Source organism: Actinoplanes sp. NPDC023714 (assembly GCF_040639855.1).
Lineage (GTDB): Bacteria > Actinomycetota > Actinomycetes > Mycobacteriales > Micromonosporaceae > Actinoplanes.
Genome location: NZ_JBFAAR010000003.1, coordinates 129866 through 145162, shown reverse-complemented (window position 1 = coordinate 145162; position 15297 = coordinate 129866). Strand labels below are relative to the sequence as shown.

The window sequence follows — 15297 nt, the reverse complement described above, 5'->3', positions numbered from 1 at the left end:
GTCGGCCCCTGAACACATTCCGGCCTTTGTCGAGGATCGACATGAAGAGATGGCTGTTCACCGGCGCCGCACTATTGCTCGCAGTCCTGATCGGCGCTCCCGCCCGCGCCGCGACCCTGTTCGGCGACACCTTCGACGACGGCGACGCCGCCGGCTGGTCCCACAACGGCGGCGCCTGGTCGGTCGTCACCGACGGCAGCCCCGCCTACCGCCAGTCGAGCACGAGCACGAACGCCCGCGCGCTGACCGGCGCCACCACCTGGACCGACTACACGGTGCAGGCCCGGGTGAAGACCACCGGCACGGCCGGCGTGGCCGCCCGCGCCCGATCCACCAGCCAGTACTACGCGTTCGTCCTGACCGGCGGCGGCACCGCCCAGCTCCAGCGCGTCTCCGGCGGCACCGCGACGGTCCTCGCCACCGCGCCGGTCGCGGCCGGCACCGGCTGGCGCACCCTCGCCCTGCACGGCCAGGGCAGCACGCTGACCGGATACGTCGACGGCACGGCGGTGGCCCGGGCCGTCGACGGCGCGTTCGGCGCCGGCCGGATCGGCCTGGTCACGTCCTCATCGAGCGCCACCTTCGACGACGTCGTCGTGGACACGGTGGCGCCCGGCCCCGGGCCGTCGCCGACGCCGACCACTCCCCCGCCGCCCGGCGGCTGCGCGGTCACCGGCACCCCGGCCGGCTTCGCGTCGGTCACCGCGTGGGGGCAGAGCGGCACGACCGGCGGCGCCGGCGGCCCGACCGTGCAGGTCGACACCGCCGCCGAGCTGCTCGCCGCGATCGCGACGCCCGGGCCGCTCACCGTCTGCGTCGCCGGGATGATCGCCGTGCCGGCCGGCATGCACGACGTGACCAGCGACAAGTCGATCGTCGGGATCGGTGCGACGGCCGGGATCACCGGCGGCGGGCTCACCATCGGGCTGCCGGTCTCGGACGTCACATCACCGCCGGCCGACGCGGTCCACAACGTGATCGTCCAGAACCTCTCGTTCCGCGCGGCCACGGACGACGCGATCAACGTACAGATGTTCTCGCATCATGTCTGGATCGATCACAACGACCTGGCCCAGGGCTACGACGGGCTGATCGACGTGAAGCGCGGCTCGTCCTATGTGACGGTCTCCTGGAACCACACGCATCATCACACCAAGAACATGCTGCTCGGCCACGACGACGACAACGGCGCGCAGGACGCCGGCCGGCTCAAGGTGACCTATCACCACAACTGGTTCGACGCGACGCCTGAGTTTCCCCCGGTTCGATGGAGCAGTTTTTCCTGCTACCGGCCGGTGGCAGGGGTGACGAGTTCGGGCTCGTCCTGGCTTGCCTGGGCGTGATGCCAGGCGGTCTCGTATTCGTCCGGGCTGAGGTAGCCGAGTTCTTTCTGGATGCGCTGGGTGTTGTACCAGCCATCGATGTACGCGAACAGGGCGTTCTCGGCCTCGTCGCGGGTGCGCCACTCACTGCGATACACGAGTTCGATCTTCAGCGTGGACCAGAAGTTCTCCATCAGCGCGTTGTCGTAGCTGTCGCCGACCGAGCCCATCGACGGCAGGATTCCGTTGTCGTACAAGCGTTCCGCGAACCGGAACGAGGTGTAGTTCGAGCCGCGGTCGCTGTGATGAATCAGGTTTCCGTCGCGGACGTCACGGGAGTAGATGCCGTATTCCAGGGCGGCCAGGATCAGGTCGGTGTCGCAGCGGGTCGAGGTCTTCCACCCGACGAGGCGCCGGGAGAACACGTCGCGGACCGCGGCGAGCCAGAACACGCCCTCGGCGCACGGGATCCGGGTGGCGTCGGCGACCCACAACCGGTCCGGGCCGGCCGCCCGGAACTGCCGGTTGACCAGGTCCGGCGCCGGCTCCCGGGTCGGGTCCTGCTTCGTGGAGCCGCCGCGCCAGCCGCGCCGCAGGAACGCGCCCTGCCAGCCGTGGGCTCGCATCAGCCGCTCGACGCGTTTGCGGCCGATCCGGATGCCGTCGCGGCGCAGCTGCTGATGGATCCGGTCGGCGCCGTAGGTGAAGCCCGAGTTCTCCCAGATCTCGTAGATGTTCGACAGCAGGCCGAGGTCGACCACGTCGCGGTCGCAGGGCTGATCGATCTGCTTCTTCCAGGCGTAGTAGGTCGACTCGCCGATCTCCAGGACCCGTAAAAGGAGCGCGACCGCGAAGCGGTCTGACTGTTCGTCGATGAACGTCAGGACCGTCGCCGGGTCGGGTCGAGCTCCGAGGCGAAATACGCGCTCGCGGCCTTCAGGATCTCGTTCGCGCGGCGCAGTTCGGCGTTCTCCTTCAGCAGCCGCCGGTTCTCCTCGAGCATGTCCGTGGTCGGCCGACCGGCGCGTTCGCCGGCGTCGGCCTGGGCCTGCCGGATCCAGTTCCGCAGCGCTTCCGGGTGCACGTTCAACTGCTCGGCCAGCCGTTTGATCACCGGCTTCGGATCCGAATCCCGATACAGTCGGACAGCGCGTTGCCGCAGCTCATCGGGGTACTTCTTCGGTGGTGCCACAGATACTTCCTCCCCACGGCCATCAGACCATGATCAAGAAGCTCCATGAATACGGGGGTGGCTCAGCCGCAGCGCAATCCGAGGGTCCGTTTCGGCGAGCCGGTGCACGTCTACAACAACTACTACTTCTACAACACCGACACCGGAGTGGCCTGTCAGAACACCGCCGGCTGCGTCGTCGAAGGCAATTACTTCGAGAATGTCGAAGAGCCGATCACCAATGCGTACGCCGGGCCGTCCGGCCGATGCGTGGCTCGCAACAACATCTTCGCCGGAGAGTCGGGGACCGCGGTGTGCGGCGGGACGGTCCAGGAGCCGTCCAGCTACTACGCCTATGTCCTGGACGACCCGGCCGTCGTGAAATCCCTGGTCACCGCGGGTTCCGGGGTGGGGAGGCTGTGATGCACGGATGGCTTTCGCTGCTCCTGACCGCCGTCTCCCTCTCCGCTCCATCCGTCTCCGTCTCCTCGGTGGCCGACGGCTTTGCCGCTGGGACGACGGGTGGGGCGGCCGGCCCCACGGTGACCGTGAGCACCGCCGCCGACCTGGCCCGATACGCCGGCGCGAACACCCCGTACACGATCCTGATCAGCGGTCGCATCGCGGCCGGCGGCATGATCACCGTGGTCGCGAACAAGAGCATCCTCGGGATCGGGTCGACCGCGGAGATCACCGGGGGCGGCCTGCAGCTCGGCACGACCACCCGGCCGGGCAACAACGTGATCATCCGCAACATCCGGTTCAGCGACGCCGCCGACGACTCGATAAGCGTCACCAACAAGGCACACCACGTGTGGATCGACCACAACGAGTTCCTGCCCGGATATGACGGTTCGCTCGACATCAAGCGCCAGTCCACCAACGTGACCGTCTCGTGGAACCGGTTCACCGGCACCGACAAGACGATGTTGCTCGGCCATTCCGACAACTATCCGGCCGACGTCGGCTATCTGCGGGTCACCTATCATCACAACTATTTCGACGGCTCGAATCAGCGGCATCCCCGCGTGCGATTCGGGGAACCGGTGCACGTCTACAACAACTACTACCGCGACATCGGCCTCTACGGGATCGCGTCCACCGAGAACGCCGGCGTCGTCGCCGAGAACAACCACTTCACGAACGTGCCGTTCCCCTGCCATTCCACCGGCGGGTACGCGGAGAGCAATCCGGGCAGGCTCGTCCAACGCGGCAACGCATTCGTGAACAGCGGCCCCTGTGAGGCGGGCGGCGCCGTGACCGAGCCGTCGACCTTCTATTCCTATTCACTGGACCCGGCGTCGTCGGTCCCGTCGCTGGTCACGGCCGGCGCCGGCGTGGGGAGGATCTGATGATGCACGGCATTCTCGCGCTCCTGCTGGCCGGCCTGTCCCTCGCCCCGCCCGCAGCGGCCTCTTCCACGTCCGCCGTCTCTCTCGCGCCGCTCGCGGCGGCTGACGGATTCGCCACCGGGACCACCGGCGGGGTGGCCGGGCCCACCGTCACCGTCGACACCACCGATGAGCTGCTCGACGCCATCGACACGGTCGGGCATCTGGTGATCCAGGTGTCCGGCACCATCGCGATCACCAGCAAGCAGGGTGTGCGCCCGAACAAGACGATCGTCGGGCTCGGCACGAACGCCACGATCACCGGCGGCGGTTTCGACTTCTATCGTTCGTCCAACGTCATCGTACGGAATCTGACCTTCGTCGGCGCCGAGGACGACGCCGTCAACGTGGGCCAGCAGTCGCACCACATCTGGATCGACCACAATACTTTCGTCGATCCGGTCGACGGCTCGATCGACATCGTGCGCGGCGCCGACTACGTCACGGTCTCGTGGAACCACTTCGCGGGCACCGACAAAAGTATGCTGATCGGCCACTCGGACGGCGCCGCCTCGACCGACGCCGGCCATCTCAAGGTCAGCATCCACCACAATTGGTTCGACGGCTCCCGGCAGCGGCATCCGCGGGTGCGGTTCGGCGAGCCGGTGCACGTCTACAACAACTGGTTCGACGGCAACGAGCTCTACGGCGTCGCCTCCACCATGAACGGCGGCGTGGTGCTGGAGGGCAACGCGTTCACGGCGGTCCCGCACCCGTGCTTCTCCACGAGCGGCTACGCCGACAGCGGTCCCGGGCGTCTCGTGCAACGGGCCAACGTCTTCACCGCGTCCGGGCCGTGCGAGGCGGGCGGGGCCGTGGCCGAGCCGCGCGCCTACTACTCGTACACGCTGGACGCGGCTTCCTCCGTACCCATGCTGGTGCAGTCCGGAGCCGGCGCAGGCCGGATCTAGGTCCTGTTTCGTAGAGGGGGCAGGAGCGAGGCGAGGTCCAGGTGTCGTCTGGGTGTGCGGCGCGGGCGCCCGGATACCGGGGTTGTATCCGGGTGTTCGCGACGTGCGGCCAGACGGCGGCTGGGCCACGCCGCAGCCCAGCCATCCTCTACGAAACAGGACCTAGTGTCCGCGGAACGCCTCCTCCAGCCACCACGACGGCTTGCCGGGCGCCACCTTCGCGTCGATCACCAGCGGGACATCGCGCGGTCCCGCAAGCCAGTCCCGCACCGGATCAAGATCAATTGCCGATCGTACGGTCACAGCGGCGCACCCGTGGCCGCGCGCCACAGCGGCGAGATCCGTCTCCGGGAAGACGACGGTGGACAGGTCGTGCCCGCCCGGACCGAAGTGGTGGACCTCGGCGCCGTAGGCCTCGTCGTTGTAGACCACGATCAGCATCCCGATGCCGAGCCGCCGGATCGTGTCGAGTTCGGCGATGCCCATCAGGAATCCGCCGTCACCGCAGGCCGCGACCGGCAGCCGGTCGGGGCGGGCCACCGCCGCGCCGAGGGCCGTCGCCAGGCCGAGGCCGATCGACTGGAACGCCTGGGTGAAACAGAACCCCCGGTGATCGGGAACGGACAGGAACATCGACGGGTAGCCCATGAAGTTGCCCGAGTCGACGGCGATCACCCGCTCGGCGGGGAGCATGTCGTCGAGCGCGATGCTGAGGGTCCGCGGGTCGATGTGGCCGGCGTCGCCGTCGTCCTCGTACGGGACATCGCGCCACCTGGTGGCACCCTCCAGCTTCGCGGTCTTCTCCCCCGGAATCGCTGCGGCGACCGCAGCGGCGCTGGTCCTCGCGTCCCCGACGATGCCCAGGTCGACGTGGCGGTGGGCGCCGATCGCTGTCGGATCGACGTCGACCTGGACCACCGTCGCGTCCGGACCGATCAGCCTGCCGTGCCGGCTCGTCCACATGTTGAGGGAGGCGCCCCAGGCCACCACGACGTCGGCCGAGGAGATCAGTTCGGCGGCGAGCGGCGTGGCGAACCCGCCGGACACGTCCAGGTTCGCCGCATGGCCGGCGAACAGGCCCTTCGCCACCGCGGATGTCGCCAGCAGCGCGCCACACCTCGCCGCCAGCCGCTCCAGCTCATCCTTGGCGTGCAACGCTCCCCGGCCGGCGATGAATACCGGTCGCCGCGCGGTCGTCAGCAGGTCGGCGAGGGCCCGCACGGCCTCGTCCGACGCGCGCGGCGGCTCGACCTCCGGCGCAGGCGGCGGATCCGTGAGCTCGGCCTCCGCGGCCTGGACGTCGAGCGGAAGGTTGAGCACGACGGTACGCCGCTCGGCCACCGCACGCCGCCAGGCCCGGACGGTATCGGTCACCGCGGTGGCGGCGCCGTGCACCCGCTCGCTCGACGCGCCGACCGCCTCGGCGAGCGCGTCCTGGTCCACCCGGAAGTTCGACCGCAGCGCGCTCGCCGCCGGCTCCGCGGCGAGGACGACCATCGGGGTACGGCTCTTGGCCGCCTCGGCGATCCCGGTCATCGCATTGGTGAGCCCGCATCCCTGATGAACCGTCACGACGCCGGGCCGCCCGGTCAGCCGCGCATACGCGTCGGCCGCCGTCGCCGCACCACCCTCGTGCCGCGTCGCGACGAACCGCGCGCCATGCCTGACCAGCGCGTTCGTGACGTGGAAGTTGCCGCTGCCGACGACGCCGAAGACATGATCGGCGCCGAGTCGCGCCAGGGTCGCGCCGACGACGTCGGCGACGGTGGTCGTTTCAGGATTCATCTTCTTTGACGACGCTCAGTGCTCGACGAGCGCCAGCACCCGGACCGGGCTGCCGGAGCCGCCCACGATCGGCAGCGGCGGCGCGATCACGACGGCGCCGGTGGCCGGCAGCCGGTCGAGGTTCCGCAGCTGGGTGAGCCCGTACTTGCCGGCCCCCAGCAGGTACGAGTGACACGGGAACGCCGGGTCGAACGAGTGCGCCGCCCCCGCGTCGGTGCCGACCGTCTCCACGCCGATGCCGATGATCGGCGCCTCCTCGGCCAGCCACTTCGCGCACTCGACGGAGACGCCGGGCGTGTGCGGGCCGGTCTCGTTCGCGTTGAGGAACTCCTCCTGATCGCCGGAGCGGGCGTCCCACCCGGTGCGCAGCAGCAGCCAGCCGCCGTCGGGCAGAGGACCGTTCACCGTTTCCCATTCGCGAACGTCGTCCACCTCAAGCAGAAAGTCCGGATTTTTCGTGACTTTGTCGGTCACGTCGATCACTACGGCCGGCGCGATCAACCGCTGCGCCGGAACCTGCGAGACGTCGTCGCCCTCGCGCCCGGTCACCCAGTGCACCGGCGCGTCGAAGTGGGTGCCGGTGTGCTCCCCGGTGTGGATGTCGTTCCAGTACCACGCCGGCCCGCGGTCGTCGTACCGGCTGATCTCCTCGAGCCGGAACGGGATCGTGTTGGCGAACGGCGGCGGCAGTTGGAGGATCGGCGTCCCCGACGACAGCGGCGCCGTGAGGTCCACGACCTCGATCGAACCGCCACTGACTCCGGAAACAAGGCTCTGCAGAATGCTCATACGTGATCTCCACGAAGCGAGGCCGAGGGCGACCACCAGGACTGTAGTGCCCGCTTTCGCTTTGCGGGAGCATGATCTCGGCGGGACCATCCGATGTCCACGGCGCCCGGTTTGCTTAGATGACGGCGTGAGCGAGAACCAGAACGCCGACCAGGTCGTGAGCGCCGCCCGGGAGATCGCCGCGCCGGCTCATGAGATCTTCGAGCTGATCGCCGACCCGGCGAAGCAGCCGGCCTGGGACGGCAACGCGAACCTCGCCGAGGCGGCGGAGGGGCAGCGGATCCGGGCGCGCGGCGCCGTCTTCACGATGACGACGCTCAAGGGCAGCGTACGAGAAAACCACGTCGTCGAGTTCGTGGAGGGCCGCCGGGTGGCGTGGACGCCCGCCGAACCCGGTCAGACGCCGCCGGGCCACCTCTGGCGCTGGGAGCTCGAGCCGATCGGCGACGAGCGGACGCGGGTGACCCACACCTACGACTGGACGCAGCTGACCGACGAACGCCGCATCCCGAAGGCCCGCTCCACCACCGCGGAGAACCTCCAGGCATCCCTCGACAGACTCGCCGACCTGGCCGAGCGTCGCACCGCGTAACCGAAGGCCGGACGCCGCCGCCCTCCCGCCGCGCCGCCGCTCTGCCGCTCTGCCGCCGCGCCGCGCCGGCGCTATGCCGCTGGCAGATCTTGAACGATCGACAGCCGGAATCGGTGGTCGATCGTCCAAGATCTCACGGGCTGGTGGCGCGGCGGCCCGGGAGCAGCCGCGCTCAGGCGGTGATCGGGGCTGCTGCGGCCGCCTCCTTCACGGCCGCGACCTCCGGCTTCGTGAGCAGGCCGGCCCGTTCCCAGGCGCGGGCCACCGCGGCGACCTCCTTCTGGAACTCGCGGCGGCTGCGGAACGGCGCCTCGGCCCAGAGCGCGTCGAGGAAGGTGCGGCCGTCGTCGCCGGGCCGGTTCGGGACGGCCGAGTCGGCGCCGGCGAAGGCGATCGTGGGCTCGTCGCGGCGGAAGTAGGCGTGGTAGGCGTCGGTGTCGCCCCGGAAGAACGGCGCGAACGCGACGTCGCCGGCCGTGAAGGTCAGCGGGTCCGGGCCGGGCTTGACGATTTCGGTCAGGTCACCGGACAGCGGCAGGGACGGATACCACGACATCGGCAGATACTGGTTGCTCGACGACTTGGCGATCAGCGCCAGGGGGCCGTAGAGCAACGCCTGCAGCGAGGGGTCGTCGATCGCCTTCTCGACGTGCAGCCGATAGGGGAAGGCGACCCGTACCGTGTCCCCGGTTCGCCAGTGCCGGTCGAGACCGGCGTAGCCGTCGCGTTCCACCCGTACCCTCTGGGTCTTGCCGTTGATCTGGACGGTGAAATCGTCGCCCGCCCATTCCGGCACGCGCAACCGCAGATTCAGCCGGGCGTTCCCGGTGACGGTCAGCGTCGTCCCGGAACTGCGCGGATAATCGCCGGTCTGCGTGATCGTCAGCTTCTTCTCGGTCCAGTTCAACGTCGACGGAATGTAGAGGTTGACGTAGAGCGCCTTCCCGGAAGCCGACCGGAAATAGATGGTGTCCTGGTATTTCGTGTGGTTCTCCAGGCCGGTCCCGCCGCAGCACGTGCCGGTGTTGCCGTAGCCGCGCCGCACTCCCGGACCGACCGGGACCATGTAGGTGACCAGCGGGTTCGTCGTGCTGTCGGCGTCCTGGCGGGAGGCGAGGATCTGGTTGACCAGCGCCTTCTCGTAGAAGTCCATGAATCGGCCGTCGGGCGTGTGCGAGAAGAGGTTCCGCGCCACCTTCAGCATGTTGTACGCGGCGCACGACTCGGCGTTCGTGGTGTTCACGATGCTGCCGGCGATGACGTCCCGTTTGCGGAAGACCTCGCCCTGCCCGGTGCCGCCGTGCATGTAGGTGCGGTGCGGAACCACCATGTCGAAGAAGTTGGCGGCGGCCCTGCGGTAGTCGGCGTCCGCGCCGTTCTCGAACAGCCGCAGATAGCCGAGGAACTGCGGGATGTGCTGGTTCGCGTGTTTGCCGTCGAGGGTGTCGGTGCCGGCGACGCAATCCGCGAGCAGGGTCGTGTTGTCGAAACAGCGCGCCGTCTCGAGGAATTTCTTATCGCCGGTCAGCGCGTACAGATCGGCCATGACCTCGTTCATGCCGCCGTATTCGCCGGCGATGTAGAGCGACCACATCCGGTCAAGCTGCTCGCGCGGCAGCCTGCTGAGCCGGCTGTGCACCCACTCCCCCATGCCACGCACGACGTCGAGGGCCGCCGCGTTGCCGGCGAGGGTGTGCGCATCCAGCAGCCCGCGCATGATCTTGTGACAGGTGTAGTAGGGCGCCCAGATCGCCGGGTATGTCGTGTACTGCTCGAGCAGGATGAACTGCGTCTCCGGGTACGCCGCGAGGAAACCGGCGTGCGACGGACCGGCCGGGCCGCCGGTGCCCGTGATCACGGCGGCGTCCCAGTCGCGGCCGCTCACATCCTCGACGGTCGTGCCCTCGGTCGCGTCGAACCGGTATGCCGCGAGGTTGCCCGTCGCATCCTGGATCTCGGCGGCGGTCAGCGCGCGGTCGAACAGATGGAATTCGTCGAGGGTCGCCTTGAGGTGGGCGTCGCCGTATTGTGAGCGCCCGATCCAGTTGTTCTTGGGGGCGCCGAGCGCGGCGGGCGTCAAGGTCATAGCGTCATTTCGACCCGCTATTTCGCCATTTATATAGATTTTTCCGGATTGTCCGTCGTGCGTCACCGCGACGCGCACCCACTCTCCCACCGGCAGCGGCGTCGTGGTCGTGATGCGCTGCTCCCCGCCACTGCCACCGGTCGTGATGGCGAACCGCGGCCCGGCGCCGTCGTGGATCGTGAGGAACATGTTCGCCGTCGTGCCGGTGCCGAAGTCGAACGCCCGCGACCAGGTCCTCAGCTCGTCGATCTTCAACCGCATCGCGATCGTGAACCCGCTCAGCCCGTCGATCGTGGCATCCGGCAGACCGACATATTGCCCATCGCCGGACAGCCGGAGGCCCTCGTCCGTCCACGTGGCCGGCGGCGGCGGAGTGCCCGGCTGACCCACCTTCGTGGCGAAGGCGTCCTGGCACTCCGCGAGCCCGGCCACGACGTAGTCGACCTTCTCCTTGAAGATCGTCTCGCCGGTGTCCGCCCACGCCTGCGCCAGCATCGACAGGAAATGTCCGCTGTAGTGCCCGCGCAGATTCCCGGTCGCGTCATCCCAGCCGCCCGGCGGTTGCGCGCCCCGGCTGTCCAGCCCGGCGGCCGTCCGGAAATTCGCCAGAATCCGATCGGGGTCATAGGCCCGCGCATACGCCAGGATCCGATCCCTCTTCTCCGTGAAGACGCTCGGCAGAAGGTCCACCTGGTGCAGGTCGAAGGGCACTGCCTTCCAAGCTTCGGGTACGGGGAACCCGTTCACTGCGGGCTTCGTCCCGCCTTTCGGACCACCCCCGCCGTGGGCCTCGGCCGGAGTCCCGGTGGCGATCAGCGTCGCGCCCGCGGCGGCCGCGCCGTACTGCAACAACCGCCGGCGGGAGATCTCGTTGTCGGTCATTCTGCGCGCACACTCCTCAGATCCGCCGGCTCCAGCCAGGCCTCTCACGGTTTTCGGTGGCAATGCAGCATGCAGGGTTTAACCAGGTGGAAGGCCTGGCTAAGTTTCCGAAAAGGTTTTCACGAACGTAACGACGCCACCACATCCCCGTCAAGACCTTCGATGAACCGCCGCCGTGAACCAGTGCGGCCGGATGGTGCGACGCCAGGATGACGGGTGCATAACGCGGGACGTTCCACACTGCGTGAGGAGCGGGAGGGGGTGAGCCGATGACCGGGATGTCGCTGGAGCTTCTCGACGGGTTCCGGTTGCGGGCCGGGCCCCGGGAGATCGCGGTCCCGGACATCGGGCAGCGGCTCATCGCCCTGCTCGCCCTGCGCCGGCACCCCACGCGGCGGGCGGTGATCGCCGGGACGCTGTGGCCGGACAAGTCCGAGGCTCGGGCGTCGGCGAATCTGCGGTCGATCCTGTGGCGGATGAACGGCACCGGCATCGTCGTCTGCTGCGGTTCGTCGCTGGGGCTGCGGCCGGAGACCGCCGTCGACGTGGTGGCGCTCGAGGAGGCGGGCTGGTCCCTTCTGGAAACCGGGGAATCCGCGGCGAAGGCCGGATTCGAGCAGCTCACCCGGGAGCTGCTGCCCGGCTGGTACGAGGACTGGGTCATCATCGAGCGCGAACGGCTCGGCCAGCTGCAGATCCACTTCCTCGAGGCGCTCGTCGACGCGCTGCGGCGGTCGGGCAGCTACGCGCGGGCGATCGACTACGGGATGCGCCTCGTCGCCATCGATCCGCTCCGGGAGCGCAGCCAGCTCGCCCTCATCCGCGCCCTGGTCGACGAGGGCAGCCTGGGCCAGGCCCGCCGGCAGGCCGACCGGTACCGCGACCTGCTCCGCGAGACGTTCGGGACCCGAGCCGCCGGGAAAGCGCTGGCCGGGAAGTAAAAGGCCGGGAAGTAAGGGCCGGGAGATAACGGTCCGCAACCCGACTCCGTCAGTTCAAGGACTCCGGCCGCTGACCCGTGAGGGCCACGATGGGAGCGCATCGTCACGACTGCGCCGGAGGCTCACATGCCCGGCATCTGCGCGACACCGGCCGAGTGGCATCTGCGGCTCCTGGGCCGGTTCGCGCTGTACCGGGGCACCACCGAGATCCCGCTCGGCGCCGGCGGCCGGCGGCTGCTGTCGTACGTGGCGGTCAACGACGGGTCGGTCGGCCGGGAGTGCGCGGCGGCAGCGCTCTGGCCGGCCGTCCCGCCGTCCCGGGCCGGCGGCAACCTGCGCGGGGTCGTACACCGCACCCGGCGCCTCATCGGTGACCTTGTCCTGGCCGATCGCTCGCACCTGGCTCTGCACCCCGATCTCACGGTGGATCTGTGGGAATGCACGGCGCTGGCGCACGCGGCGGCCGGCACCTCGCTCACCGACGACCACCGCCTCGTCACGGCCGGCGACCTGCTCCCCGACCAGCAGGACGACTGGATCATCATGGCCCGGGAGCGGTTCCTGCTGCTGCGCGTGCGGGCCCTGGAGCTCATCTGCCGCCGCCGGACCCGCGAGCGCCGGCCGGCCGAGGCGGTGGCCGCCGGTGTGGCAGCGGTCCGCCTCGACCCGTTCCGGGAGAGTGTGCACCGGGCACTGATCGCCGCCCACCTCTGCGACGACGACATCGCGGCGGCGCTGCGCCTCTACCGCTGCTTCCGGGCCCGGATGTCGGAGGAGCTGGACCTGCGAGCCCCGTCCGATCTGGAAGCCTGGGAATCCTCACTGAAGGTGACCCGTCGATGACAGTGATGTGACGCCCGCCGCCGATCCTGAGGCGATGGCAGCCCTTCGCGAACAGCCGACCGCGGTCTGCGTCCTGACCATGCGCATCGAGAACGAGCACGTACTGGTGGGCGTGCTGCTCAACCCCGACATCCGCACCCGGGCGGGCGAGCGCCGCTTCCGCCCCGCGGGGCTCGAGGAAGCGATTCTTCTGGTACGGGACACCGCCGACCGCCTCCTGGCCGAAGACCACTGACGCGCCGTGTTAACCTGCCCGACTCCACCGCCATATAGCCTATAAAAACTATAGGGTTTATGGTTTGCTGGAGATATGCGCAGTGCCGCGCTGACCATCGGGAGGAAGACATGCCGAGCGCCTGTACCAAGCGGCCATCGAACCGGATGGATGAGCGGTGACCAGCACCGTCGTCCGCGGGCGGGTGTCGGAATCCCGGCCCGGGACCCGTTCGGAGATGGTCGCGATCGTCGGCGGTGGCGCCAGCGGGGCTCTCGCCACCCGCGCCGTACTGTCGAATACCACATGGCGGACAGCCCTCGTCGCGCCCGAGTCCCGGCCCGGAACGGGTGTCGCCTACGGCGCCGCCGAACCGTGGCACGTGCTGAACTCGCGCGCCGGGGCCATGAGCGCCGACCCCGCCGACCCGCTGCATCTGGTCCGCTGGCTGCGCGAGCGCGGCGAGCCCGCCGAGCCCACCGACTTCCTCCCCCGGGCCCGCTTCGGCGACTACCTCGCGGATTGGTTCGCCGAGGTCACGAAGAACGCCGGTGACCGATTCCGGCATCACTTCGCCACCGCCACCGCGATCCGCCGGCTGGACGGCGGCTACCTGGTCACCGACGACACCGGCTGCCAGGTCCACGCCGACCACGTCATCCTCGCCGTCGGCAACCCGTCCGCGCGCCGGCCCGCCGCGGTCTCCGCCGAGGCCGCCCGCAGCGTCGAGTACGTCGCCGACCCGTGGGCCTTCGGCGCCCTCGACGCGGTGCCGGCCGACCTGCCGGTGCTGCTCATCGGCACCGGCCTCACCGCCGTCGACGTGGCGCTCACGCTCACCGCGAACGGCCGCACCACTGCCGTCGAGGCGATCTCGCGCCGCGGCCTGCTGCCCCGCGCGCACCCCGTGCTGCCGCCGCCGGCGACCGCCTTCGATCTCCCCATCGGGGCCGGCCTGCGGCCGCTGATGCGCCGGGTGCGCGAGGAGATCGCCGCCGGCGCCGACTGGGTCGCGGTGATGGATTTCGTCCGTACGCGCGCCGACGAGCTGTGGCGCTCCCTCGACCACACCGACCAGGAGCGGTTCCTGCGGCACTGCCACCGGTTCTGGGAGGTGCACCGGCACCGGATGGCCCCGCCGGTCGCGGCCCGCATCGGCGACCTGATCGGCAGCGGCACGTTCCGGGTCCGCGCGGGCCGGCTCACCTCGATCGTCCCGCACCCGGACGGCGGCCTCACGGTCACCGCCGACGGCACGGCGCCACGGCGGTACGGCGCGGTCGTGAACTGCACCGGCCCCGGATCACTTCCGGACACCGCCTCCGGGCTCGTCGCCGACATGCTGCGCGACGGCCTGCTGCGGACCGGCCCGCACGGCCTCGGCGTCGAGACCGGCGACGACGGCCGGGCCCTCCCGGGTCTCTGGGTGGTCGGGCCGCTGCGCAAGGGCGGCCTGTGGGAGGCCACCGCCGTCCCGGAGATCCGCCGGCAGGTCGAGCGCCTCACCGCCAGTTTGCAGATGCTATAGAAGGCACCGACATCTAGCTGGTGTCTGCGGTCACTGAGCACGGTCTTCAATCGCATCTGCGGAAGCGATACAGTGCTCGCCGTGACGACTTCTCGATTCGCCGTGGCCGGGCTCGCCGTCCTGACGACAGTGAGCCTGGCCGCCTGCGGCAGTGACGGCGCGGACACGGCCGCGAGCGGCGGACCCGTCACCGTCTTCGCCGCCGCCTCGCTCACCGAGTCGTTCACCACGCTCGGCGAGCAGTTCGAGGCGGCGCACCCGGGCACCACCGTGACGTTCAACTTCGGCGGCAGCTCCGGGCTCGCCACCCAGATCAACGAGGGCGCCCCGGCCGACGTGTTCGCCTCGGCCTCGCCGAAGAACATGCAGGCCGTCACGGACGCCGGGACACCCACCACATTCGTACGCAATCAGCTGGTCATCGCGGTCGGCAAGGGCAACCCGAAGCGCGTCGCCGGGCTGGCGGACCTGACTGCACCCGGCCTCAAGGTGGCGCTCTGCGCCGAGGCCGTCCCGTGCGGCGCCGCCGCGAAGACCGCCGTCGACGCCGCCGGTGTCACGATCACCCCGGTCACGCTGGAGCAGGACGTCAAGGCCGCGCTCTCCAAGGTCAAGCTCGGCGAGGTCGACGCGGCGCTGGTCTACCGCACCGACGCCAGGACCTCGGCCGCCGACGTCGACGCGATCGAGTTCCCGGAGTCCGCGAAGGCGGTCAACGACTACCCGATCGCCGTGCTCGGGAACGCGAAGAACCCGGCCGGCGGGCAGGCGTTCGTCGACTACGTCCTGTCGGCGGACGGCACGAAGGTTCTCACCGCGGCGGGTTTCCAGGCACCCTGATC

The 15297-nt window shown here is 69.7% G+C and carries 15 protein-coding genes; 10 read left to right on the top strand and 5 right to left on the bottom strand.

The features are described 5' to 3' along the window. Positions 1-41 precede the first annotated feature (41 nt). Positions 42-1343: a family 16 glycoside hydrolase gene (locus AB0G10_RS15965; protein ID WP_360921158.1), complete on the top strand. Its 1302-nt coding sequence runs from the start codon at positions 42-44 to the stop codon at positions 1341-1343. Here the strand turns inward: AB0G10_RS15965 and AB0G10_RS15960 are convergent. Both AB0G10_RS15960 and AB0G10_RS15955 read right to left on the bottom strand, forming a co-directional pair. Further along, positions 1286-2197: an IS3 family transposase gene (locus AB0G10_RS15960; protein ID WP_360923028.1), complete on the bottom strand. Its 912-nt coding sequence runs from the start codon at positions 2195-2197 to the stop codon at positions 1286-1288. The genes AB0G10_RS15965 and AB0G10_RS15960 overlap by 58 nt on opposite strands. Positions 2198-2202: 5 nt before the next feature. After that, a complete protein-coding gene (locus tag AB0G10_RS15955; protein WP_360921155.1) occupies positions 2203-2514 on the bottom strand; it encodes a transposase in 312 nt (103 codons plus the stop codon). 45 nt (positions 2515-2559) lie between these two features. On the opposite strand from AB0G10_RS15955, the gene AB0G10_RS15950 reads away from it, so the two are divergent. Genes AB0G10_RS15950 through AB0G10_RS15940 form a run of 3 tightly spaced genes read left to right on the top strand, consistent with a single transcriptional unit; the run spans position 2560 to position 4795 of the window. Continuing rightward, positions 2560-2916 (top strand): hypothetical protein, encoded by a 357-nt coding sequence (locus AB0G10_RS15950; protein WP_360921152.1) that lies wholly within the window; start codon positions 2560-2562, stop codon positions 2914-2916. Then, positions 2916-3845, top strand: a complete 930-nt coding sequence (locus AB0G10_RS15945) for a pectate lyase (RefSeq protein WP_360921149.1) — start codon at positions 2916-2918, stop codon at positions 3843-3845. Before AB0G10_RS15950 ends, AB0G10_RS15945 begins: the two co-directional genes overlap by 1 nt. After that, on the top strand, positions 3845-4795 hold the full coding sequence (locus AB0G10_RS15940) for a right-handed parallel beta-helix repeat-containing protein (protein ID WP_360921146.1): 951 nt from the start codon (positions 3845-3847) through the stop codon (positions 4793-4795). Before AB0G10_RS15945 ends, AB0G10_RS15940 begins: the two co-directional genes overlap by 1 nt. 162 nt (positions 4796-4957) lie before the next feature. On the opposite strand, the gene AB0G10_RS15935 is transcribed toward AB0G10_RS15940, so the two are convergent. Further along, complete coding sequence (locus AB0G10_RS15935; protein ID WP_360921143.1) at positions 4958-6580, bottom strand: thiamine pyrophosphate-binding protein; 1623 nt, start codon at positions 6578-6580, stop codon at positions 4958-4960. A gap of 15 nt (positions 6581-6595) precedes the next feature. Continuing rightward, the gene (locus tag AB0G10_RS15930; protein WP_360921140.1) at positions 6596-7369 is read right to left on the bottom strand and encodes a cyclase family protein; all 774 of its coding nucleotides are present in this window, start codon (positions 7367-7369) and stop codon (positions 6596-6598) included. A 127-nt stretch (positions 7370-7496) separates the two neighbouring features. On the opposite strand from AB0G10_RS15930, the gene AB0G10_RS15925 reads away from it, so the two are divergent. Then, positions 7497-7961, top strand: coding sequence for an SRPBCC family protein (locus AB0G10_RS15925; RefSeq protein WP_360921137.1), 465 nt, complete (start codon positions 7497-7499; stop codon positions 7959-7961). A 172-nt stretch (positions 7962-8133) separates the two neighbouring features. Here AB0G10_RS15925 and AB0G10_RS15920 read toward each other — a convergent pair whose 3' ends face one another. Continuing rightward, complete coding sequence (locus tag AB0G10_RS15920) at positions 8134-10929, bottom strand: beta-L-arabinofuranosidase domain-containing protein (protein ID WP_360921134.1); 2796 nt, start codon at positions 10927-10929, stop codon at positions 8134-8136. A 269-nt stretch (positions 10930-11198) separates the two neighbouring features. On the opposite strand from AB0G10_RS15920, the gene AB0G10_RS15915 reads away from it, so the two are divergent. From AB0G10_RS15915 to modA, 5 genes are all read left to right on the top strand, one after another. After that, positions 11199-11870 (top strand): BTAD domain-containing putative transcriptional regulator, encoded by a 672-nt coding sequence (locus AB0G10_RS15915; RefSeq protein ID WP_360921131.1) that lies wholly within the window; start codon positions 11199-11201, stop codon positions 11868-11870. 126 nt (positions 11871-11996) lie between these two features. Then, complete coding sequence (locus AB0G10_RS15910) at positions 11997-12713, top strand: BTAD domain-containing putative transcriptional regulator (protein ID WP_360921128.1); 717 nt, start codon at positions 11997-11999, stop codon at positions 12711-12713. Between the two features lie 34 nt (positions 12714-12747). After that, complete coding sequence (locus AB0G10_RS15905; protein WP_360921125.1) at positions 12748-12948, top strand: hypothetical protein; 201 nt, start codon at positions 12748-12750, stop codon at positions 12946-12948. 157 nt (positions 12949-13105) lie between these two features. Continuing rightward, positions 13106-14455: an FAD/NAD(P)-binding protein gene (locus AB0G10_RS15900; protein WP_360921122.1), complete on the top strand. Its 1350-nt coding sequence runs from the start codon at positions 13106-13108 to the stop codon at positions 14453-14455. Positions 14456-14575: 120 nt separating this feature from the next. Continuing rightward, positions 14576-15295: a molybdate ABC transporter substrate-binding protein gene (modA, locus tag AB0G10_RS15895; RefSeq protein ID WP_360923025.1), complete on the top strand. Its 720-nt coding sequence runs from the start codon at positions 14576-14578 to the stop codon at positions 15293-15295. The last annotated feature ends 2 nt before the right edge of the window (positions 15296-15297 follow it).